Origin of the sequence: Pseudoalteromonas sp. SR44-8 (genome assembly GCF_014163635.1) — a bacterium.
GTDB lineage: Bacteria > Pseudomonadota > Gammaproteobacteria > Enterobacterales > Alteromonadaceae > Pseudoalteromonas > Pseudoalteromonas rhizosphaerae.
Genome location: NZ_JACJDS010000010.1, coordinates 1 through 21892, shown reverse-complemented (window position 1 = coordinate 21892; position 21892 = coordinate 1). Strand labels below are relative to the sequence as shown.

The 21892-nt window shown below is 39.4% G+C and carries 21 protein-coding genes and 1 riboswitch; of the genes, 10 read left to right on the top strand and 11 right to left on the bottom strand.

Annotated features, from left to right (window positions below; genetic code table 11):
• Window position 1 precedes the first annotated feature (1 nt).
• The 6 genes from H5183_RS06605 to H5183_RS06580 all read right to left on the bottom strand — a co-directional run bounded on the left by H5183_RS06605 (window position 2) and on the right by H5183_RS06580 (window position 5363).
• Window positions 2-649 carry a hypothetical protein gene (locus H5183_RS06605; RefSeq protein ID WP_182731257.1) on the bottom strand — a complete coding sequence of 216 codons (648 nt, stop codon included), beginning with the start codon at window positions 647-649 and terminating at the stop codon, window positions 2-4.
• A 2-nt stretch (window positions 650-651) separates the two neighbouring features.
• Window positions 652-1446, bottom strand: a complete 795-nt coding sequence (locus H5183_RS06600; protein ID WP_149980955.1) for an SDR family oxidoreductase — start codon at window positions 1444-1446, stop codon at window positions 652-654.
• Complete coding sequence (locus tag H5183_RS06595; protein ID WP_182731256.1) at window positions 1443-2132, bottom strand: TenA family transcriptional regulator; 690 nt, start codon at window positions 2130-2132, stop codon at window positions 1443-1445. The genes H5183_RS06600 and H5183_RS06595 overlap by 4 nt, the downstream gene beginning before the upstream one ends.
• Window positions 2129-3601, bottom strand: a complete 1473-nt coding sequence (locus H5183_RS06590) for an AMP-binding protein (protein WP_182731255.1) — start codon at window positions 3599-3601, stop codon at window positions 2129-2131. The genes H5183_RS06595 and H5183_RS06590 overlap by 4 nt, the downstream gene beginning before the upstream one ends.
• A complete protein-coding gene (locus tag H5183_RS06585; protein WP_182731254.1) occupies window positions 3601-4239 on the bottom strand; it encodes a thermostable hemolysin in 639 nt (212 codons plus the stop codon). Before H5183_RS06585 ends, H5183_RS06590 begins: the two co-directional genes overlap by 1 nt.
• Before the next feature lie 242 nt (window positions 4240-4481).
• Complete coding sequence (locus tag H5183_RS06580) at window positions 4482-5363, bottom strand: NAD(P)-dependent oxidoreductase (RefSeq protein WP_182731253.1); 882 nt, start codon at window positions 5361-5363, stop codon at window positions 4482-4484.
• Between the two features lie 122 nt (window positions 5364-5485).
• Here H5183_RS06580 and H5183_RS06575 point away from each other — a divergent pair, with 122 nt between their 5' ends.
• The 5 genes from H5183_RS06575 to H5183_RS06555 all read left to right on the top strand — a co-directional run bounded on the left by H5183_RS06575 (window position 5486) and on the right by H5183_RS06555 (window position 9605).
• Window positions 5486-6007 (top strand): glutathione peroxidase, encoded by a 522-nt coding sequence (locus tag H5183_RS06575; protein WP_182731252.1) that lies wholly within the window; start codon window positions 5486-5488, stop codon window positions 6005-6007.
• Window positions 5967-6953: a 2-hydroxyacid dehydrogenase gene (locus tag H5183_RS06570; protein ID WP_182731294.1), complete on the top strand. Its 987-nt coding sequence runs from the start codon at window positions 5967-5969 to the stop codon at window positions 6951-6953. Before H5183_RS06575 ends, H5183_RS06570 begins: the two co-directional genes overlap by 41 nt.
• A 198-nt stretch (window positions 6954-7151) precedes the next feature.
• Window positions 7152-7325, top strand: coding sequence for a hypothetical protein (locus H5183_RS06565; protein ID WP_182731251.1), 174 nt, complete (start codon window positions 7152-7154; stop codon window positions 7323-7325).
• Window positions 7322-8053: a hypothetical protein gene (locus H5183_RS06560; protein WP_182731250.1), complete on the top strand. Its 732-nt coding sequence runs from the start codon at window positions 7322-7324 to the stop codon at window positions 8051-8053. The genes H5183_RS06565 and H5183_RS06560 overlap by 4 nt, the downstream gene beginning before the upstream one ends.
• Before the next feature lie 334 nt (window positions 8054-8387).
• Window positions 8388-9605, top strand: a complete 1218-nt coding sequence (locus H5183_RS06555; RefSeq protein WP_182731249.1) for an SEC-C domain-containing protein — start codon at window positions 8388-8390, stop codon at window positions 9603-9605.
• Window positions 9606-9832: 227 nt separating this feature from the next.
• On the opposite strand, the gene H5183_RS06550 is transcribed toward H5183_RS06555, so the two are convergent.
• The 3 genes from H5183_RS06550 to H5183_RS06540 form a co-directional block, all read right to left on the bottom strand.
• A complete protein-coding gene (locus tag H5183_RS06550; RefSeq protein ID WP_182731248.1) occupies window positions 9833-10312 on the bottom strand; it encodes a zinc-ribbon domain containing protein in 480 nt (159 codons plus the stop codon).
• 5 nt (window positions 10313-10317) lie between these two features.
• Window positions 10318-10722: a biotin/lipoyl-containing protein gene (locus H5183_RS06545; protein ID WP_182731247.1), complete on the bottom strand. Its 405-nt coding sequence runs from the start codon at window positions 10720-10722 to the stop codon at window positions 10318-10320.
• 134 nt (window positions 10723-10856) lie between these two features.
• A complete protein-coding gene (locus H5183_RS06540) occupies window positions 10857-12179 on the bottom strand; it encodes a sodium-dependent transporter (protein ID WP_182719136.1) in 1323 nt (440 codons plus the stop codon).
• Window positions 12180-12332: 153 nt separating this feature from the next.
• Here H5183_RS06540 and H5183_RS06535 point away from each other — a divergent pair, with 153 nt between their 5' ends.
• Window positions 12333-13076, top strand: a complete 744-nt coding sequence (locus tag H5183_RS06535) for a 4'-phosphopantetheinyl transferase superfamily protein (RefSeq protein ID WP_182731246.1) — start codon at window positions 12333-12335, stop codon at window positions 13074-13076.
• Here the strand turns inward: H5183_RS06535 and lysC are convergent.
• Complete coding sequence (lysC, locus tag H5183_RS06530; protein ID WP_149982695.1) at window positions 13053-14456, bottom strand: lysine-sensitive aspartokinase 3; 1404 nt, start codon at window positions 14454-14456, stop codon at window positions 13053-13055. The two genes, H5183_RS06535 and lysC, sit on opposite strands and share 24 nt — an antisense overlap.
• A gap of 77 nt (window positions 14457-14533) precedes the next feature.
• A riboswitch (Lysine riboswitch) is annotated at window positions 14534-14705 on the bottom strand.
• A gap of 114 nt (window positions 14706-14819) precedes the next feature.
• Complete coding sequence (gene nhaD / locus H5183_RS06525; protein ID WP_145242276.1) at window positions 14820-16067, bottom strand: sodium:proton antiporter NhaD; 1248 nt, start codon at window positions 16065-16067, stop codon at window positions 14820-14822.
• Window positions 16068-16245: 178 nt separating this feature from the next.
• Here nhaD and H5183_RS06520 point away from each other — a divergent pair, with 178 nt between their 5' ends.
• From H5183_RS06520 to H5183_RS06505, 4 genes are all read left to right on the top strand, one after another.
• The gene (locus tag H5183_RS06520; RefSeq protein ID WP_182731245.1) at window positions 16246-17526 is read left to right on the top strand and encodes a hypothetical protein; all 1281 of its coding nucleotides are present in this window, start codon (window positions 16246-16248) and stop codon (window positions 17524-17526) included.
• 5 nt (window positions 17527-17531) lie between these two features.
• Complete coding sequence (locus H5183_RS06515; RefSeq protein WP_149982697.1) at window positions 17532-18077, top strand: condensin complex protein MksE; 546 nt, start codon at window positions 17532-17534, stop codon at window positions 18075-18077.
• A complete protein-coding gene (locus H5183_RS06510; protein ID WP_182731244.1) occupies window positions 18077-20854 on the top strand; it encodes an ATPase in 2778 nt (925 codons plus the stop codon). The genes H5183_RS06515 and H5183_RS06510 overlap by 1 nt, the downstream gene beginning before the upstream one ends.
• A 169-nt stretch (window positions 20855-21023) precedes the next feature.
• The gene (locus H5183_RS06505; protein WP_145242267.1) at window positions 21024-21569 is read left to right on the top strand and encodes a DUF4136 domain-containing protein; all 546 of its coding nucleotides are present in this window, start codon (window positions 21024-21026) and stop codon (window positions 21567-21569) included.
• Window positions 21570-21892 lie beyond the last annotated feature (323 nt).

The window sequence follows — 21892 nt, the reverse complement described above, 5'->3', positions numbered from 1 at the left end:
ATTATCTCTTAAGTTTTTTATCTACTTTTGCCAACAACTGGGTGATCTCTTGCTGGCGGTATAAATCCGCTTTTGGTCTATCAGGGCGTGCCGGTGCCTGTTGAGCGGCAAGTAAATGTGTTTTTGCCTTTTTGTATTCCCTTTCGTCGTACAAAAATGCCGCGTATAAGTAATTACTATCGATACCGTTTGGATTAATAGCAAGCGCTTGGTTAAATAATGCATTCGCTTTGTCATCATCACCAAATCCAATTGGCCAACCCGGTACTTTACTGTAAAGGGTCGCTAAACTGGTGTAAGCAGAGCCTGATAACGCATTGCCATCAATTTCTATGGCTTGCTCTAACTGTGCTTTAGCATCTTTTGCTAACCCTAACGCACCTAAGCCGCCTTTTGCCCCAGCATAACTTGATAGCACAATACCATACCAAATATGGCTTTGTGCCTGATCATCATAGGTCTTTGCAAACCCAGCGGCCTGCTCTGATAACTTTTCAAATGCATTGAGCTGCGCTTTATCTACTAATTCATAATTCACAGTTGCCCAACTTGTTTGCACCTGAGTTAATTCGCTAGCAAGATCGGCATGCGCTGCGCTGGTTAAAAAAATCCCAGTTAACAAGCAGCTAGTATAAAGTAGTTTAGTCATAGTCATTCACCTTTATCAATTTTATCTGCAAAAAAACTTTTAATTTTAGGAAGTTGTTTTGCAATTGCGTTATCTACTAAGGATGGAAAAGCACCATTTAGTTTGACAAATAAGCGTTCTGGAAAGCCAATGTAACTGCGTGAATTTCCAGATTTCAATAATGAAATAAGCGCATCTGCCACTTTATCAGGTGGATCCATTGTATTGCCTAAAGCTTTATTCATCGCGCGTACTTGCACTGAATTGATATTTGTATCAGTTGCTCTAGGTGCTAAATATAATATTTTTACATCACAGTGACTGAGTTCGCGGGCCAGCGCTTCGGTCATTCCTCGTAATCCAAATTTACTTGCGCAATATAAGGTTTGATAAGGGTAACCAATACTACCAAACGATGATCCCACATTAACAATTGAGCCTTTTTTAGCTAAAATTTGTGGTAAAAATAGTTGGCATAACTTAATTGGCACCGACAGATTAACTATCAGTAAGTCATCTATTTGCTGCTCCGTCATTTCACTAAAACCTTGCATCACATTAATGCCAGCGTTATTGATAAGCATTGTTGCACCGCCAAGTGATTTAGCATGTTCAAGTAATTTTTGGCGAGTCTGTGCTGATGTTAAATCACCAATAAATATCTCACAGTCTTGGCCACACTTAACCTGTAATGCCTCTAGTTGTGCTTGTTGACGACCAACTAACAGTAAACGCCAGCCATGCTGAATCAACTTTAATGCCACGGCTTGACCAATTCCGCCTGTCGCACCTGTTAACACGCAAAGTGGACGGTTCATGCAGTTTGCTCCAAGTCGCTACTTGCAAACTGTGGATCTGTATCTAATTCACGAAAAATATTGCCATATAACTTATAAAAACATTTAGCGGCATGCACAATCGCTTGTTGATCTGCAGGAGACTCTATTTTATTCATCAGATCTTCAAAAAACTTCACATGCTCAATATCCAAAGCCCCATGAGATGTTAAATAACTAAATGCCTTTTTAGGTAATCCGGTCATATTGGCTATATTACTTGCCGCATTATCGGCTAACGCAATTGAAGTACCTTCGAGTACATGCACCATGCCAAAAAATGCCAATGGATTACCACGATTAATTGTATCGTAGGCATAAGCAACCATTAACTCGGTGGCAAATTTGGGAGCACTTTGACGTACTTGTTGTTTATCAAAACTACAGGCTGCAATATCATTGAGCACCCACTCTTGATGACCTATTTCTTCTTCTATATATTCCGCAACAGCCTCGCGGATCCACTCTTGTTCAGTCGATAATTTCGCGCCCACGGCCATCATTAATGGCACCGTATGTTTAACGTGATGATAGGCTTGAGCTAAAAATGAAGCATACTCAGTTGTGCTTACTTGCCCCTTGAATACTCGAGCAATGATCGGTGCAGCCAGTAAATACTCGCGTTCTGCTTGGGTTTGTGATTTTAATGTCTCGAAAAAATTGCTCATAATATTGCCTCACTGTACAGTGCTGTTAGTTGTGCATGATAATAGTTTGCTATTGCTTGGCGTTTAGGGCGGTTATTACTGGTTAATAATCCCCGCTCTGCAGTAAGTGGTTCAGCTAAGCGATGAAATGTTTTAATTTGGGCATATTCAGGTAATTGTGCGTTAATACCTCTACAATGCTCGACTAATACCTCATCAGTCATATTTACTGATGCATAAATAAGTGCTACTAAATGCGCTTTACCTTCACCAAAGACAACAGCTTGTTGTACTTCACTGTTACTGAGTAGCAAAGATTCAGGCCACTCAGCGCTGATGTTGCGCCCAAAACTAGTAATAATTTGGTTTTTTAAACGCCCCTTAATAGTTAACCGACCTTGTTGTTGATCAACCAAATCACCGGTTGCATACCAACTCGTTTGATCATGGGGTTGTTGACCTAAATAGCCTAAAAATAAGGGTCCTTTAATAAATAGCTGCCCGTCTACCAGTTTGCTTTGCAAGTGATTTAACACCCGCCCTGCACACTCTATGTCATCATCATTTGGCGTGTTTAAGCTCACCACTGATGAAGCTTCAGATAAGCCATAACCTTGATAAACTGGTAACCCTAAACTACGCGCCACAGTGATCAATTCACTGCTGACCACAGCGCCACCAACGGCAATAAATTTCAGGCTCTTTGGTACTGTCCATCCCTGCTTGGCAAACCAGACTAAACAGGTCAATAATTCCGGCACCAAAATAAGCGTATTCGGTTGCACACGATCAATGGCATTGATCAGTTGACTGGCATCATTTAATTTTGCCCCAGAGAAGCCTAATTCTGGTAGTGTCATAACATGCACTTCACCTGCGGCTAATAACGGTGCAAAAACCCCTGCAATGTTTTCAAGTAATACTGGCAAAGGTAATAAACACAGATGTTTTGGCTGTTTTATCGCTATTTTTTTATGCAATGAGGTCGCCACTTGTAATTGACTTTGTAAAGATAAGCACACTCCCTTTGGCTCACCGGTAGAGCCTGAAGTAAACGTCACTTTTTGGGTATCTGTAAAAAATGTTGTAGGGCTCGAAGCGCTTACTTTATAGATATAAAGCGGGTAGCGGGTTAACACGCTCAAGGTCGCAATACATTCTAACCCGTCAAGTTCACAGGGGGTGTCGCTGATAAAATGCGAAACGCCGCTTTTATTCACGCTATTAGTTAGCTGTTGTGGGCTAAAAAAGGTCGGCAGCGGAATGCTTACTTGTTGTAACTCAATCAATGCAAAGTCAACAATTAACCAAGCAGGCGTATTGTCCATTACAAACGCCACGGCTGACATATCAAGCGCTTTAAAGTCGATAATTAACTCGGCCACTTCTTGCATCAGCGTCTGTTTACTGATCGGCTGCATTTGTTGGTCATGATGATCAACAATCACAGTATCAAGCGCTGCGTGTGGTAGTTGCGATAAAAACCCCATTATGCCTCCAATTGCGATGCTAATTGGCAACTCGCTTGATGATAGTGCTGTTTAATATTAAACAAATGAGGTGTGTTTATTACGCAATCATGAGCAGCCGCTAAATCAACCACACACAGTGTTGGTTTATTTTCATAATAAGTCCCCCAATCTGCTGGGTTATCAAGTGCCTGACTATTGGCTAATGCTATTTCAGTGCAATTAACTCCGAGCATTTTTAATAATGCTCTAACCTTTGCAGTGGCACAAAATACCAAACGTTTTGCGCCAATTTGATAAAGTGCTTCATTCATTAGTACAAAATGAGCGAGAGTCGCTTTGCGATTTGTTGAGCATAAATTACCAAGCTCATAAATATCTTCCCTCGGTACATCAACAAAGTATTCAATCGGCTCTGGTAAGTATTGCTCGATAAAAAGTGATTGAGTAGCAGCTCTAAGTCCCAGCGTGCAAGAATCAGCGGCAATACTTAATTGGCATAACACCGGCATAAACTGCTTAATATTGGCGCCGTAAGCTCTGGCAAAACTCGCTTTAACGACTTGCTCTAATTGCACACGAAATGGCATGTTTGCATTTGCACACACATAATCATGTGTGTTGGTAACAGGCAAGTTAGTAACTTGAAGTGATTGCATAGTGTTCGCTCTTTTTAGACTATGGGTAAAATCTAACGAGCAAAACTTAAATAAACCTTAAGAAAAATTAATTTTTATAAAAAAACCCAAACAATGTTTGGGTCAGTGATTACGTAACTGGAGATTTCAGGAATAATAAGCCACATCTACCCGCTAATTGCGGGCTTATGCAAGTAAATTTAAGACAGTTAGCGTTTAATTTACTTGCTGGAGATAGACTTATTATCCGACGCTCTGATTATCTATTTTTTATGTAACGCTTCGATGCGCGCCAATAAGCTTGATGTGTCAAAACGCCCACCACCAAGTGCTTGTACGTCAGCGTAGTACTGATCGACCGTCGCGGTCATTGGTAAAGTGGCACCATTATTTTTTGCTTCATCTAACGCAATACCTAAATCTTTACGCATCCAATCAACAGCAAAACCAAATTCGTACTCACCTGCCCACATGGTTTTGTAACGGTTTTCCATTTGCCATGAACCAGCCGCACCTTTTGCAATCGTCTCAATGACTTTTTCGCCATCAAGGCCTGCTTGTTTGGCAAAATGTAAGCCCTCGGCCAAGCCTTGTACAACGCCCGCGATACAAATTTGATTAACCATCTTACACAACTGCCCAGAGCCAACTTCGCCAAGTAACTGGCTAAAACGGCTAAATGCCGCCATAACTGGTTGTACTTTTGCAAACACTGCTGCGTCGCCACCAGCCATGACTGTTAATACACCATTTTCAGCACCAGCTTGACCACCCGATACTGGCGCATCAATAAACGCAATATCTTTTAGTGCCGCATTAGCGGATACTTCGCGCGCAACTTCGGCTGAAGTCGTAGTGTGATCGACTAAAATAGTGCCTGCTTGCATACCTTTAATCACCCCGTCAGCACCATAAACGACTGAGCGTAAATCATCATCGTTACCTACACACATAAATACGATATCTGCATGTTCTGCGGCTTTTGCTGGCGTTAATGCCACCTGACCTGCGTATTTTTCTGCCCATTGCTGTGCTTTTGCTGTGGTACGGTTATACACGGTTACTTGATGACCGGCAGTTGCTAAATGACCCGCCATTGGATAACCCATTACACCTAAACCGATAAATGCGACTTTCATTGACATAAAATTGACCTATTTCAGTGGTAACTTAAAAAGATAATTTGATTATCTCAACCGAACAGTAAAAAAGCGAATGAAAAAGTCTTCATTAAATTTCTTCATGGACGAGACAAAATAGGTAACCTATGGATAGCATATATCAATTCAGTGCCCCGCTTTATAACGGCGAAAATTTTGCCTTAAGTCAGTTAAAAGGCAAAACGATTTTAATCGTCAATACCGCCAGTAAGTGTAACTTTTCGGTGCAGTTAAGCGCACTCGAAAAACTATATCAGCAATATAAAGCACAAGGGTTTATTGTGTTAGCATTTCCGTGTAATCAATTTGACTACAATGAGCCAATAGACAACATTGATATTAAAGACTTTTATCAACAACAGTTTAATGTTAGTTTTCCTGTGTTTAGTAAAGTAATGGTCAACGGCCCTGATGCTCATCCGTTATTTAACTATTTAAAAGCACATACCCGAGGAATTGCACAAAATCGTGCTATAAAATGGAATTTCACCAAGTTTCTAATAAACTCTGAGGGACAATTGGCGGTACGTTATGCACCGCGCACTAAACCCGACACCTTGAAACAGGTCATAGAGAGTAATATTAATGATGCAACTAACGGTAGCGCTTTTCAGTTCGCAAAAATATGAACATGCATCTTTTGATGCCTGTTTAAACAATCAAACACGCATCAAATTAACCCGTTTTGAACAATCTCTTGATGCGAAAAGTGCCATACTTAGCCAAGGCTTTGATGCTGTATGCGTATTTGTAAACGATATCGTTGATAAAACGGTTATTGATCAGCTTGCTCAATTCGGCGTGAAATGTATTTTATTACGCTGTGCTGGCTTTAATAACGTTGACCTAGCTGCGGCACATGCCCATAACATCGAAGTATGCCGAGTACCCGCTTACAGCCCTGAGGCAGTTGCAGAGCACTGTGTAGCATTAATGCTTACCCTCAATCGCAAAACTCACAAAGCCTATAACCGTATCCGTGAAGATAATTTTGATTTAAATGGCTTGCTTGGCTTTAACTTATTCAAGAAAACCATTGGTATCATTGGCTGTGGAAAAATTGGCTTGGCTTTAGTAAATATACTCAATGGCTTTGGTGCAAATGTATTGGTTTGCGACCCTTATGCAGTACCAGGCAATTATACAATTTGTGATCTAGACACTTTATTAAGTCAAAGCGATGTGATCTCTTTACACTGCCCGTTAACCGAGCAAACTCATCATATGATCAACGAACACGCTTTTGCCAAAATGAAGCAAGGGGTGATGCTTATAAACACTTCCCGCGGCGCATTAGTTGATAGCAAAGCCTGTATTGGCGCACTTAAAACTAAAAAATTGGGTTATTTAGGGCTAGATGTGTACGAACAAGAGTCAGAACTATTCTTTAAAGACCGCAGTGATGAAATTATGCAAGACGATGTGTTTTCGCGTTTGGTAAGTTTTCCAAACGTACTGGTCACCGGCCACCAAGGCTTTTTTACCAAAGAAGCATTAAGTGAAATTGCGCAAATCACCGTAAATAATGCACTTGAGTTCGCCAATAACCAACCACTAAGTAATGAAGTTAAATAAGGGGTTGCTTTAGGTGCTAGGTGCTAGGTGCTAGGTGCTAGGTCAAAGTTTAAAAATCAAGGTACAAAAAATCAACCAAGTTAGCTTGGCTTAAGCCTGTTTAGTTGCATAAGCTGGAGTGGCCCTAAACATTAGTGGTGTACATTTTATGGTTAAGGTAAGCTATAATCGTTCCAATTAATTTTCTTGGGAGTTTTTATGAAAGCATTATTAGGCAATTTAGCAAAAATAGTTAAAGGAGATCCTTCCGGAAATAGACAACTAAGGGAGTTCATTTCAAGCAGCTCAAAAGAATCTACAGTAATAACATTATCAAATGGTAAAAAATATAGAATCTCTACGCATTCTCCTAAAGATAATGTCGTGACATGAATATAGCTTTTCCTGCTTTTTTTATTTTAATACTGATTATTCCAGGTTTTATTTTCCAAAACTCTTACGAAAAAGTTGAAAATACCAGTATAGAAAAAAAGCCATTTGATGTTTCCTCATCGTTGGCTTTTTTTTATGCATTAATTTTACATTGTTTCTTAATCTACGTATTAGTTCCTTTATCGGGCAGTGAAGTTAATTTCGAGCTTTGTATCAAACTATTAACTGGCTCTAAAACTTTGAGTGAGACAGAGCTTGGGGTTATTAACCGCAGTATCCCTCGCGTCTTAATATATTTTGCTTTATCTTTTTTACTTGCTTACATCTTTGGTAAGTTTGTTCAATGGGGGATTTTTAAGCTTAACCCATATAAATCGTCTAAATTATCGTTTGATACTCCATGGTATTATGAACTTAAAGGTAAGCTTTCAGACACACAAGATGCTCAAATCATAAAGCTGTCTTGCTTAGTTGAGTCTAAAAATACAGCATTTCTATATTATGGATTATTAGAGGATTTTTACCTTGATTCTAATGGACAATTAGACAGGGTTGTTTTAGTAGACGCAATGAGACGACCAATTGAGTCAGATGAAATGTCAACTGATGATTTGCAGAATTCTGGTTCCCAGCGCTTCTATGAAATAAAGGGTGATAGGCTTATACTCAAATATGAAGATATAAAAAATATCAATATAGAGTACCTCTACATAACAGAGGAAAATTAGATAACTAACAAAAAGCTAAACTAGGCAAATTTAAATAATCTTGTCCCGTCGATCAATTTTAGCTACTTTAATTTTGCCTGTTAGCTTAGCGTTACAAGCGTTCACTGGTATATCAAAAAGTATATATTTGTTTATTAATGGGTGGCCACTACACAGTGATTAGGATTATTCCAAACGATTTTTTATTACATTGCTCACATCTTAACTAAGTAATTAATATGCAGCTGTGTTTTTATTACGATTTTGAAGATAATTCTGTATAGATAGTATTCACATATATATTTGTTTTATAGTGAGCAAACACTTTAAATATCAGTCATAAGAAGGGATCAACTTGTCAAATGTATTAATTAATTCATTTCCCAAAGCTTTAGGTAGTTTTTCAATATATAGTAACGATAAACAAAGTTTCGAAGAGATACCCAAAGGATTTTCTGGGTTCGCATTTAGCAAAATGGAATATGATGCTGCGCTTGATAATTCTCTTAAGCAATTATTTCTTGGTTTGCTAATGCATGATAAGGTGATTTTAAGATACGATGATTTTATTAGATGTATTGAGCTATTAGGCTCTCGAAATATTATGACTTTGATGCAAGAAGATGCTTTAACAGTCTTATATGATCAGCGTGACTTTGCATATTTAGAGAGAGATGGCGATTTAAAGTTAAGTGTACTAGGAAAGTTAAAGCCAATTAAAGACATTTTTTATGGATATACCAATATAAAATGCAAAAGCAGTAAAGATCAGTCAAAACTAAGGCAATTAGTTGACTCAAAAAAGATTCTGATAGATCAAGATGCGGAATACTCAGATGAAGAAAAAATAATTAGTGAAACTATAAGAGATTTTAATTCTAAAAAATTTCGAACTGCTCTTGGTGTTGAAGATAATACTCCTAACTTTGTTGAAAAATCAATTAAACTTAGGGTTTGTGAGGTAGCTCAAGGTTTTGTTTTACAAAATAAGTGTAATGCTGAATCAATAATACAAGACTCTATTTCAGAATCTTATTTAAAACAAAAAATTATTTTAAATTCAAATTTAGTAACAAAAACTGAAGGATTTGAATACTTATTGCAAAAAAAAGGGATTCCAGACCTTTTTTATTTGTTTAAACGAAATATTTTAAGTGTTGACGATCTGATAAAGATCAGAGATTCAGGCCAAGCTAGTATCTTTAGAAAGTGGTTAAAATCAAATGACTTTGATAAAGACAAGTTAGTTTCCGCTTTATTGAAAAAGAAGAATAAATCTATAAAAGCAAGTGCTGTAAGGTTTTTATACCCTACTGTTATCGGCTTATTTAACACTCCATTAGGTATAACAGCCTCTGCTATTGATTCTTTTTTTATACCCAAGCTTCTAGATAACTGGACTCCAGAAGTATATCTAGACGAAAAAATTGCATCGTTTATTGAAAAAAAACAAAAAGATCATATTAAATCACGCCAATTAGAGCTTATTAAAAAACATGGATTAAAAGAATCTTTTGATGATTGCTATTGCGGTAGTGGAAGAGCCTTCTCTAAATGTCATGGGGAGATTTAATAAAACATGAACGTTTGCTATTAATACTAATGAACTTTGCCAAAAGTAAATCAGGGTGTGGATAAGAAGTGTATAGGAGTAACCTTAAAGGCTGAGGAGTAACATCTTGACTTCAGACTTACTGCCTTAACGCTCATAGCACATCTGTGACAGTCAGACTTGGTTGAGTCCTGTTAATCGAATCTGACAAACAAGCTTATACATATAAGTATCTTAAACACTGGCACTTACATTTTACGGATAGCATTTATTTTATTAATCTTTTTGATCACTCCTGACTCAAAAAGTTGCTGCGTGCTGGACTTGAGCAATTGAGTTTCCTCAAACGTTATATGCTCTTTAATGATTAAGTTTGCATAGGTAATTTGCAGCCGGTTTATTGCACGGGTTTTCTTTCTGCATTCAAAGCACTTGATCGCATGTGCATCAATCCAAAACTTTAATTCTTCAAACCAGTATTGCTGCTCTTTAGCAAAAAATATAAACGCTCTATGACAATCGACACATTGCTCTTCTATATCAACATACAGTTGCCTTGGATATAAACTGTCACATTGTTTTTCGATAACTGCGGGGATTGCCGTCTCAGAAAAGTAGCGAACACTTGAATATCGCCAAAAGGCATTCTCGATTTCTTGTTTTGGGTAACTATTTCCAGAGAGGATTGGCTCGCTGCCATATCTTGGGTGGTTTACATAATTGGTCATTTTAGCTATTTACCCAGCACAAAAAGGATGGCTAAAGCGCAGACTGCTAGAGCAATAATTAAACTTTTATTTAGTTTACTCAACCAAGGAGAAACAATAACGTCATTTTCTGAGTCGCTTACTCGTGGTTGAGGCTGTTGAGCTGTTGGTCTTGCTGGCAGTTCGCTGTCTGCAAGCTGCTGCAAAGTCATTACAACCTGTTCAGGATTAACATGGTCGCCATTTGCAATCGTTATATTCTCAATAATGCCACTGCAGTCGGCCATGACTTCTAAAACGACTTTTTCAGTTTCAACATCAAATAACACATCACCGGCATAAACGAGTTGGCCTTCACTAACATAAAGTTTAGCGATATCTGCTGTGTGTATTGAGTCTGGAAGCGTGGGTACTTTAACATCTATGTTCATAATTCCTCCTTGGATATAATACCAATCGACTTAAATATTTAACCATTCTAGCGAGCTAAATGGTCAGTAGCTTAAAACGATTGGTATAACACTATGTATTAACAATTAAAACTAAAAAACTGACAGCTAAATTATCAACCAAACGCGACATTAGCGAACACGGCGGTCATCAGTATCGGACACACATAACGTATGTACTGAGCAAACCAATAACGCATGCCACTTGCAGCCTCATTTAATTGATTACCACGGCGCCACAACCACCCTACAGTGATAAAGTAAAATAAGCCCATAAGCGGTAATTGATACTGAGTCAGTACCATGATCACTAAACCAAATAACCAATCAAAATTGAAAATAATCAACGATGACGCGGCTAAAACCGTTAAGCTCACTAAAAACGTCGCTTTTTTACGCTCTACTTGATGGTTTTCAACTAAAAAAGCCACTGGAATTTCAGTTGATGAAATAGTCGATGTGAGTGATGCAATCGACATAAGTACAAAAAACAGTAAACCAACCAATAAGCCAATTTCGCCCATAGTATTAAATAACTGCGGTAGAATTGCGAAAATTAGTTGCCCTTCTCCCACTAATTTTCCATCACTAAATACTTGCACGCCATTGTGCTGCGCCACGTAAATTGCAGGAATAATTAATAAACCTGCTAAAAAGGCAACCCCTGTATCAAGTAACGCTACCGACGCGGTTAACCGCGGCAAATTAGCATCAGGCTGCAAGTACGAGCCATAAATCATCATACAACCGACACCCAGTGACAGTGAAAAGAACGCCTGCCCCATTGCCGCAATAATTAAACCTGGGTCGAGTATTTGGCTAAAGTCTGGCACTAAATACGCAGCAAAGCCTTCACTTGCGCCATCAAGCGTGGCTATATAAGCAATTAGCACAACGAGTAACACCAATAGCATCGGCATTAACCGTCGCGACCATGTTTCTATGCCAGATTTAACACCTTTGAGAATAATACTCGCAGTGAGGATCAGCATCAGTGGTGTAAATACAAAATTACGCGCCATCGAATCCGTGTGTAAAAACGTACTGACGGTGGTAAATCCAAAAAAGCTAGCAATGGGTTCAAGGGCATAAGCAAGCATCCAACCTGCAACAATTGAGTAAAAGCTCAGCATCACAATCGCACCGGCTAAACCTAAATAACCAGCAGCAGCGCCTACTTGCGGTGCTTGCTCTTGCCATGCTTGTCTAAGTGCTTTAACCGGATTAGCTTGCGCTTTATGGCCTAAATACAACTCAGTGTATAAAGCTGGCAAGGCTAAAAAAAAGATAACTATAAAATAGACTAGTAAAAACGCGCCGCCGCCATGATTTGCCGCTTGCGTGGGAAATCCCCAAATATTACCTAATCCAACTGCAGCGCCAGAAGCTGCTAAAACAAAGCCAAGGCGGCTTTGAAAACCATCACGCAATTGTGCCATACATCTACAAATCTGTTATTATTTTTCATTATTGTGAATTAAACCATATTTAACTCTCACAGAGTAATAAATTTGCCTTGGCTTAATTAACCAGCGCACAACCGCACAAAATATAAACATGTTTGTTCTTTTATCACTTTAATTGTGGATTTTATGCCTGCGTTATTTTTTCAACAGCAACTCGTTATCACCAAACACAGCGTGCAGCCGTTTAATGCGAAAACTATTTTATTATTTGATGCCCAGCAGTTAAATGTCGATAAATTCGATTTAAACGCACTATTAAGCCCATTTGAACTGACGGTGATCACCCGTAGAAAAAGTTACAAAGCCAAGCAAGAATATTTAGCCACTCGGCTACTGCTTAAGTATTTAGTAAAACAAACGATGCCACAATTTCGTGAGCTAGCAAATAACCATATTAGCTCTGAATTTGACCAGCAAAGCAGTAAATTACTGCTACATATAACGGACAGTGACACTGTATTGCGTAGTTGTTTATCCCACTCTAATGGTTTTGTGGGTGCTGCATTAAATGTAGAACGAATTGAATTTGGTTTTGATATTGAAAAAATAAACCTGAAGCGTCCATTTGCAAAGCTCGCTAAGCATTTTTATCATCTTGATGAGGTAAATTTAATAACGCAAGATCAGCAAAGTGCAGAACGATTTTTTAGAATATGGACCTTAAAAGAAGCACTTGCCAAAGCCACCAGCCAACCAATTGCAAAATTACTCAGCCCCAATGTATTTACTGAACTTGAGCGAGCAAATTTAACAGCGCTGAGTTGTCAATATCATGAGTTTGATATCAGTGTGGTAAGTGACAAGAGCACTGACTGGCAGTGCTCTGTGGTAAATTCTACCGCCAAATTACGCGGCGTTTTGAACTTCTAATAAACGGCTGTGGATCGCTTGCACAACAAAGTCTGACTCGCTCTGCTCCACTAAAAAGCACAGGTTATGTTTACTTGCGCCATGACAAATTAAGCGAATATTAAAATCGCTTAATACATTCATTAAGTTAATTTCTTGCTGACGTAATTGAATTTGTGAACCAATTAATGCCACTAAGGTTAAGTTGTTCTCAACCGACACGTGGCAAAACTCCGCTAACTTATCAAGGCATTCTTGATCAAGCTCAGGACGCGAGGCATTTGGCGCATTATCTAAAGTAATTGCAACACTTATCTCAGAGGTAGTTACCAAATCAACCGAGATATTAAACTCACTTAAAATTGTAAACACGTGAGCTAAAAAGCCACTAGCCAAAAGCATTTCGGGGCTTTTTAAGGTTAACAATATTTGATTTTTACGCTGCGTGACAGCACGAATTCCGGGGATTTGTGATTTCTCACGTTCGATCCAGGTACCACCACGTTCAGGCTCACGGCTAGAACCAACAAACACACTAATATGGCTGCGGCTCGCAGGTAAGATAGTTGCCGGATGTAATACTTTCGCCCCAAAGGTAGCCATTTCGGCCGCTTCATCAAAACTTAAACGCGCAATCGGCGTAGCCTTAGCACATAAGCGCGGATCAGTGCTAAAAATGCCCACGACATCAGTCCAAATGTGCACGCTCTTAGCGTTTATAGCTTCGGCCAGTAATGCCGCACTGTAATCTGAACCACCACGACCAAGTGTGGTAGTTTGACCATGTGCGTCGCTGCCTATAAAGCCTTGAGTTACAATAACCTGTTCAGCTAATAACGGAATTAAATGCTCTTTTGCGGCCATTGCTGTTGCAGCTACATCTGGGGTTGCTTTAGAAAACTGGCTGTCGGTTTTTAATACCTGTCGCACATCAAAACGCACCGCATTTAAGCCATTTAAACGCAGTACCTGAGTAAATAAATAGGATGATAAACGCTCACCAAAGCTCAATAACTCATCATGTTGTTGCTTTGATTTTAGTGGCTCACTGGCAAGTGACTTAAAAGCTTTAATGGTTTCATCAAAGCCATGAGCTAAATCAGCATCCAATGACAGCTCATTTAAAATAGCTTCTTGAATAGCAATAACGCCAGCAATGTTCTCATTGCGCTCATCTGCTGATAAATCTTTTTTACATAAGGTCACAAGGTGATTAGTCACTCCTGCGCTGGCACTGACGGCCACTACTCGTACGTTGTTATCGGCTACAATAATTTCACTGCAACGGCTCATCGCTTCAAAGTTAGCCACACTGGTGCCACCGAACTTTGCGACTACGTAGTCTGATTTTTGATTTTGTGCTGACTGTTGCAAGTTAGTTGCAGCTAATTGGGTATTCATGTCGTCTCCTTTTGTGGCATTCATACCACGATAAAACAAGAAGAACTTGGCAAGGGGGTGCTCGATAAGAAAAGTCCACTGCCAGAAGCTCTCCACCTAATTGGTGACAGTTTTGAGGATTCAGCCCCATAAACCGAAAAACCACTGTGACGTCCAGTTGCTTTCCTCGGCGAGTACTTCCCTCCTTAATGATTACAGGCATACGTCGCCTAACATTAAGTACCTAAGTACCGCACCTCTTCTGAATGTTAGATTAATTACGTAAATTATTAGCAATTAAATAACAAAACCCGCTATTAAGCGGGCTTTGAAAGTTATCGTTTAGACGTCTAGCTGTCAAGTTGTTTTAAATAATAAAAGCAATTAAATAAAACTACCTGCTAAATACGATCCCATATAACCAATTGTATAAGCGATTAATAAATACACCGACATACGTAAATAACTCATGAAGGTAAGCGCTTTTACTTTACTCATAGCGATAATACCGGCAGCCGAGCCAATAATAAGCATGGACCCACCCACTCCAGTTGCATACGTAAACGACAACCATTGTTGTGGACTCATCACTATTTCAGCTTTAAGTAACGCAGCCGTTAGTGGTACGTTGTCAACCGCAGCTGATAATATACCCATTAAATAATTAGCGTATTGTGCTGGCATTAACTCGTAAAGATGAGTGAACTTACTGAGCATACCGACTTCTTTCAGAGCGCCTACAAGTAATAATACGCCAACGAAGAACAGTAAGGTGTCGTATTCTATTTCGCGAATATAATCGATGATTTTTTTATTCACATCTTTTTTGCGCATTAAAAATTGCGCTACTAAAAACATCAACGACAAACCAAATAAGAAAGTTAACAAAGGCGGCACATGATAAAGCACGCTTAACGTTAATGTCCCGACAATCGTTGATAAGAAAATCACTGCAATAGTGATATCTGTTTTCTCAATGCGACGGTCCTCTTGTTTGGTAAACTCAACTTGGCCGTTGAGTCCAAATGACAGCATAATGGCCAATAGCGCCACGCTAAATAACGCAGGCACAACCAACAATAGCAAGTGACCAATGGTAACTTTGTCATCAAGGAAAATCATCAAGGTAGTAACATCACCGGTAATTAACGACACTCCGCCCGAGTTCACACTAAAGATGATAAGCGTAGCGTATTTAATTAGCTTTTTCGGATCGAGTTTTAACGACATCACCACCGCAAGGGAAATTAATGTGGCTGTGATATTGTCTGAAATCGACGAAAATAAGAAGGAGAACCCGCCAATCAAAAACATCAGTTTGCGTTCGCTAATAGCACTGGGCATTATCTTATGCACAATATTTTGGATAAAACCTTTGGAGTTCAAATAGGCTACAAAGGTCATTGCAGCCATTAAAAACAACCAGAGTGTGGCAATCTCTAAAATATTGTGGTCAAGTTGATGTTGTACGTTTTCGGGGCTTTGCCCGTGAAGCGGCGAGATAAATAAGATAATCCAGCATAAAGTACCAAAGAAAAGCGTGGTTTTGGCCTTGTTTACATGGATAATATCCTCTATAACGATGAGCACGAATGCTAGCGTTATCAGGGTTAGGATAATTGCAGTTACCATGGTGTTTGAACAACCTTTATAAAAATGTAAAAATTGTATGTTATGAGCCGCAGGACGACACGGCGCGCAGTCTAGCACCAAAGAATGTGTAAAACTATTGTCAATTTGCTTTTCTACGACTAATCGCTGAGGCCTAACAAGCCGGCTTTACAAGATAAATTAGGATTTTTGGAGTTTTATGATCCCAGCTAAAAAGTTGCTAAATACCCTAACAGAGCACTGGGGAATGTTAGAGCTGCTATTTAAACGTTTTAAAATGGCTGATTTCAGCCTAAAAGACGTGCAAAATGCGATCAAACAAAAACAACCTACGTGGTCAAATGAGCGCATTTACAAAGAAACCAACCGCCTTTTAAACCAAGATATTATTATTCCCTTGGCTAAATCGTCACAACTTGAAATTAACCGTGCAATTGCAGATTTTGCCACTTTTTTATTGCAGGAAGAACATTTAGGCTTGGCGCAAGAAATTAGCGTGCTGGTTGAAGATTTAGCCCGTTTGGGTAACCGTTTAGACAATGCCGGTAGTATTGAAGACTACGACGAGATGCGCCGTTTTAGCCGCATTATGGATGATCGGGTGCGTAAAATAATGAAATTATTTGCCCACAACGAAAATGCCATTTTAAATATTGTAGAACAAGCAAAAGCTAATAATGCGGTGCAATCATTACAAAAGCGTTATCAAGCGGTGATTGAAGCGTTTGATGAATACATTGAACCAATGCTTGAAATGGTTGATATTCGTGGCGATTTTCATGCTTGTTTTAATACCATCGAAACAAAAATCAGTACGCAAATCGAATATATTGAACGCAGCGGTAAAGCTTATCAAGATAAACGCATGCTTGAACGATTACGTACCCGAATTTTAGAAATGCATTTAGTTGGTCGCGAAAGCCTGCGTAAAAGTGCCGATATGCTAATGCCACTGCGTGAAGAGTTGCGCCGTAATAATATGATCACTCGTCAAGCAGCTAAAGTACTTGGTTTAGTACGTAAAAATGGCGTTGATAATATGCTCAGCGCCGTACAACCACATTTTGTCTCTGACACGCAGCGGTTCTCATTGGGGCAACAGCGCCATATGGTCGCTTATATGGCTGCACTTGTTGAGTTTGAACACAGTGAATACGAACTTCCTGATCAACAAGATGTGCCTGCTTTTGTTACGCCCAATATTCCAGATTACAATAATGTTAAAGCAAACTTTAAAAAACGCTTCAATGCTAAACGTAAAAAGCCACAACCATTATTGACCTTTTTAGAGCAAAGCTACCCCGACCTTGAAGCCGATGAAATGCTGTTTTTATATCAAAAGCTGGTAAGTGACACCGATATTGAAATCAATCAAAGCGATGAAAAAATGCGCGTGAAAATTGCCGGGCAACATTTTTCTCTTTTCCCTTTTAATTCTAAGCCTGTTGACTCTCAGCGAACACCAACAGTGGATGAGTAACCGTTATGACACAGATAAATTTAGATGAACTTAGTCATCTACAAGCAATTAATAAAAAATTAGTCACCGGCTATCACATTAGCGAACAAGACACCGTAATGTGGCAAGAGCTTGATCAACAAATTGATCATTACCGCGCATTATTCAGCGCCCTTGGCCACGATTTACAACATGACAGCCGTGGTTTTTATTACTTTGCCAGTGATGAAAGTACACCCAATATGGGGAAAATTTCCCGCGCGATTGCCTTAACCATTTATATCTTAATTGAGCACTATGCAAACTCAGGTAAAGACCCAATGCGTGCCTTATTTGATGAAGTGAATGATTTAGAACTGATGCAAACTTTAGTGCAAATGAACAAGCACTTATTTGATCAACTCGAAATTTTTTCAGGATCAGACCTACGTAAAGACGTGTACTTACGCATGATACGACTTGGCCTTGCCCGTGAAGTAGAAGGCGGCTTTATGCTGCAAGCACCTATCTACCGTTATATTGATGCCTTAATGGAAGTAAACGAAGAAACCTATATTGGAGAGGACGAATAATGAAAAACCTATACGGCCTCAGTAAGCTGGCATTATTAAACACCGCCGGTTATGCCAAATGTGTGATCCCGCTTGATAAAAGCAGCTCAATTTGTGCACCAAATAACACCGGTAAAAGCTCGGTGATCAATGCTCTGCAATTTCCGCTTATTAATGATTTACGCCTAACAGAATGGGACGGTCATGATTTAGACGAAACTCGTAAATTTTATTTTTCGTCAGATCAATCCTATATTTTACTCGAAGCCGACCTGCCCCATGGCCCGGTGGTGATTGGTGTAGCTGGGCTTGGTAAAATTGCCGGTTACGCACATCAGTTTTTTTGTTACCAAGGCAAGCTTGATCTTGAGCAGTATACTCAAGGTAAAACCATTATTAAGTTCACTAAGCTGTTTAATCATTTAAAAGAGCAAGGCTTTAACCCTATCGAGCTTAAAGCGCAAGAGCTCAACGCACTATTAACGGGTGGTGCCACGCCATTTGATGGCGACATTAACTTAAAGATGATCCCGCTTAACAACGTGCAAGATTCGGCAATTTATAAAGAAATTTTCCGCCGTATTTTGAACCTGCATAAATTAGGCGCTGCCGACGTAAAGCGCTTTATGTTACGCGTATTTGAACGCCACATGTCAAACTCAAAGGTCGATTTTTATGAAGTATGGCGTCGCTCCTTTGATAAAGTAAACCGCGCAAAACGTGAGCTAAAAGCACTCGAGTCGATGCAAGAGCCTATCAGCGCCCTTGAATCTATGCTTGAAAACCAAACCGTACTCAAAGGTAAATTAGCCGCATACGCCCCCAAAATTGACCAAGCATTAATCGATTTTGATAGCTACCAAGAGGCGCAATTGAGCGAGCTTAATGTTGCCCTTGAAGACATTGAACACGAAAAGCACGAGTTTGAACAAAAACAACAACTTTATGTACAACAATCGCGCGATATTGAACGCAGGCAAACACAAATAGAGCAATGGTTTTTAGAATTTGGTGCTCTAAAATCTGAATTTGAATTGGTTAACATGGCAACCTTAAAAGTAAGCCTTGGTCAATTAAAGCAAGATTACGAGTCACTATCGCATTCTATCAACAGTGCACAAGGGCAAAGCCTGCATACTCTTGATTACCGTATTAGTGAAACACAAAAGCAGATCAAAAGCTTAAAGCTACAGCTTAAAAATCTTGAGTTTAATTTATTTACCCGTATGCGCGAGGATTTATCACTTAAAGAAGTTGAAGAGATCTCGCGTATTCTAAACCCTGACATTCTGTCATTTGCCACCACCAGTAATGGTGATATAGATATCACTGACGAAGATGCCTTTGGTGCATTTTTAGAGCAATTATCAGATAACGTGAAAGGCGGCGTGCTCACCCTGCCAGGCGCGACCATCAAGCTGAAAAAACTCTCACCGGTGCAGATGCAAAGCGGTGAAAATAAAGAGCAACTTACTGCGCAACTCAACGCCCTTGAACAGTCACTCAATGAATTTAAGCAACAGCGTGATGTGGCCGCAAATGTGGCCGACAAACAAAAAGAAAAAGATGCCTTATACGATGAACTCATGGCAGCAGAAAGCGCACTTAAACGCTTTGAACAATTCCAGGTTATGCTGCAATCTATTGATGCACAAACACTCTTAAAAGAGCAATTATTGGCTGAACGCGAGCAAGTTGATAGCTACTTACAAGATATTCAAAATAACAGCGGTTCAATTAGTGATCGACGCTCGATTATTAAATCGAAAAAAGATTTAATTTCACGCCAAGCCGAGCGCCTACGCCAAGTGAAATCTGAACGAATTGACCACACGCTGGATTTATATAGCGGTAAAGTCACCCCGTATATGATTGATGTGCAAATTGATTTCGATAATCTCAGTGACTTAGTTCATCACTTTAATAAAGATTGCCAAGAGCTGCGTAATTTTGATATCAACGTTCGTAATACCTATTTGCATATTTACAATGCTGGTATTACCAAATTTGATAACGAAAACGACGAGTTTAGTAAATACCAGAAATTGATTGGCGCGTTCCATAATATTGATAACGAACGTGATGCGGTTGAACGCCAAGCCCGGGTTGCACTCACAGAAGTAGCCGCGACGATTAAGGGACTGCGTGAAGATTTAGACAGACTGCGCCGTGAAATGAACAGCTTCAATAAAGGCATTAGTCAGCATCGTATTTCAAACTTGCAAGCATTTAAAATTAACGTGATACCACGCAAAATGTTGGTTGATAGTATTGATACCATCATCAGTACCTCAAATCAGTTTGAACAAGGTGATACGCTGGATTTACTCAGCCAAGAACCCTACAGTGAAAGTGCTGTCAACGAAGCAAAAGATCACTTAATTAAACTTGCCTCTGATAAAGCCGGTTTAACCCTTACTGACTTATTTGATATTCGCTTTGAAGTAGTAAACCGTGCAGGCGAAACCGAGCATTTTGAAAAAATTGATTCGGCTGGCTCAAACGGTACGCGTATCACCATAAAATTATTATGCGGCATGTTGTTTATCCGCTACTTATTAAGCGACCAAGAGCAAAACTTATACCGCATCCCGATTTATATTGATGAAGCGGCCGATATCGATCCGCAAAATCAAAAAGCAATTATAGAAACCGCCCTGAGTTTTGGCTTTGTGCCAATATTTGCATCGGTGAAACCACAAATTAGCTGTGATTATATTGTGCCAATTCGCTCCGTTAAAGACGGCGCCCAGAACTGGGTAGATGAAAAGGATTGGATAGAAGTAGAGCATGAATAAGACAATAACCACGTTTGTGTAAATTAATGCATCATTCAGTCAAGGACGACTAGACTGATCAACATCTACTTTGTACACAAATTACAGGTAAAAAATAACATTTCCTTGAATTAATTCTATGTTATGTTATCAAACGAATAGTAATTAAATTTGCCAAGGAGCAAACTCCATGAAAAATATACTAATTGCAGCTGCTGTATTACTACTAGCAGCGTGTGCAAAAACGCCTGATATTGACTACGACAAATCTGTGGACTTTGGTAACTACAAAACATTTGCTTGGTTTCCACAAGCGACCTTGGCTGACGCTGGTAACTATCAAATCAGTCCATTGATGGAAAAACGTGTGCGTGAAGCGGTAAATGCACAATTACAAGCAAACGGTATGACACCTGCGGATGAAGCATCAGCAGATGTATTAATTAACTATCATGCCTCTGTTGATACTAAAGTTGACGTTGATACATTTAATGTAGGTTACGGTGCACGTTGGAACTACTGGGGCATGGGTTATAACACGCAAACAACAACCCATGAATATGATGTGGGCACTTTAGTGATTGATGTTGTTGACCGTGCCTCTAACCAGCTTGTTTGGCGTGGTGCTCGTGAAGGTCGCCTTCAGAAGAAACAAACACCTGAAGAGCGTAACAAAGCAGTACAAGAAGCCGTTGCAACAATTTTAAGTGGTTTTCCACCAGAAAAACTAAAATAGAGCTAAATTATTAAGGGCGTATAGAACTTTCAGAATTAAAATTTGTTCAATCTAGGGGCAATTTAATCGCGGCGCGAGATTTGTAATCGAGCGGGATCGATAACTGCTCCTAGGTTATTCAACTAGCTTACATCCATGTAAGAATAAGTAAAAATCGAGCAAGGTTACGGCGTCTTGCTCACGCCCTTTACTTACATCAATGTCATAGGTAGGTACTTAAGAAAAATATTAAGTACAGCCTTAAAAATTTGGCTCTACCCCATACTGAAATACTCCTGTTTTTCGATCGCGTTTGGGGTGCGCCCTAGCTGCATTTTTCCTCA

Bases quoted from the DNA above. Each gene is read 5' to 3' on its own strand.
- H5183_RS06605 (WP_182731257.1), bottom strand. From the start codon at position 649: ATGACTAAACTACTTTATACTAGCTGCTTGTTAACTGGGATTTTTTTA.
- H5183_RS06600 (WP_149980955.1), bottom strand. From the start codon at position 1,446: ATGAACCGTCCACTTTGCGTGTTAACAGGTGCGACAGGCGGAATTGGT.
- H5183_RS06595 (WP_182731256.1), bottom strand. From the start codon at position 2,132: ATGAGCAATTTTTTCGAGACATTAAAATCACAAACCCAAGCAGAACGC.
- H5183_RS06590 (WP_182731255.1), bottom strand. From the start codon at position 3,601: ATGGGGTTTTTATCGCAACTACCACACGCAGCGCTTGATACTGTGATT.
- H5183_RS06585 (WP_182731254.1), bottom strand. From the start codon at position 4,239: ATGCAATCACTTCAAGTTACTAACTTGCCTGTTACCAACACACATGAT.
- H5183_RS06580 (WP_182731253.1), bottom strand. From the start codon at position 5,363: ATGTCAATGAAAGTCGCATTTATCGGTTTAGGTGTAATGGGTTATCCA.
- H5183_RS06575 (WP_182731252.1), top strand. From the start codon at position 5,486: ATGGATAGCATATATCAATTCAGTGCCCCGCTTTATAACGGCGAAAAT.
- H5183_RS06570 (WP_182731294.1), top strand. From the start codon at position 5,967: ATGCAACTAACGGTAGCGCTTTTCAGTTCGCAAAAATATGAACATGCA.
- H5183_RS06565 (WP_182731251.1), top strand. From the start codon at position 7,152: ATGAAAGCATTATTAGGCAATTTAGCAAAAATAGTTAAAGGAGATCCT.
- H5183_RS06560 (WP_182731250.1), top strand. From the start codon at position 7,322: ATGAATATAGCTTTTCCTGCTTTTTTTATTTTAATACTGATTATTCCA.
- H5183_RS06550 (WP_182731248.1), bottom strand. From the start codon at position 10,312: ATGACCAATTATGTAAACCACCCAAGATATGGCAGCGAGCCAATCCTC.
- H5183_RS06545 (WP_182731247.1), bottom strand. From the start codon at position 10,722: ATGAACATAGATGTTAAAGTACCCACGCTTCCAGACTCAATACACACA.
- H5183_RS06540 (WP_182719136.1), bottom strand. From the start codon at position 12,179: ATGGCACAATTGCGTGATGGTTTTCAAAGCCGCCTTGGCTTTGTTTTA.
- H5183_RS06535 (WP_182731246.1), top strand. From the start codon at position 12,333: ATGCCTGCGTTATTTTTTCAACAGCAACTCGTTATCACCAAACACAGC.
- lysC (WP_149982695.1), bottom strand. From the start codon at position 14,456: ATGAATACCCAATTAGCTGCAACTAACTTGCAACAGTCAGCACAAAAT.
- nhaD (WP_145242276.1), bottom strand. From the start codon at position 16,067: ATGGTAACTGCAATTATCCTAACCCTGATAACGCTAGCATTCGTGCTC.
- H5183_RS06520 (WP_182731245.1), top strand. From the start codon at position 16,246: ATGATCCCAGCTAAAAAGTTGCTAAATACCCTAACAGAGCACTGGGGA.
- H5183_RS06515 (WP_149982697.1), top strand. From the start codon at position 17,532: ATGACACAGATAAATTTAGATGAACTTAGTCATCTACAAGCAATTAAT.
- H5183_RS06510 (WP_182731244.1), top strand. From the start codon at position 18,077: ATGAAAAACCTATACGGCCTCAGTAAGCTGGCATTATTAAACACCGCC.
- H5183_RS06505 (WP_145242267.1), top strand. From the start codon at position 21,024: ATGAAAAATATACTAATTGCAGCTGCTGTATTACTACTAGCAGCGTGT.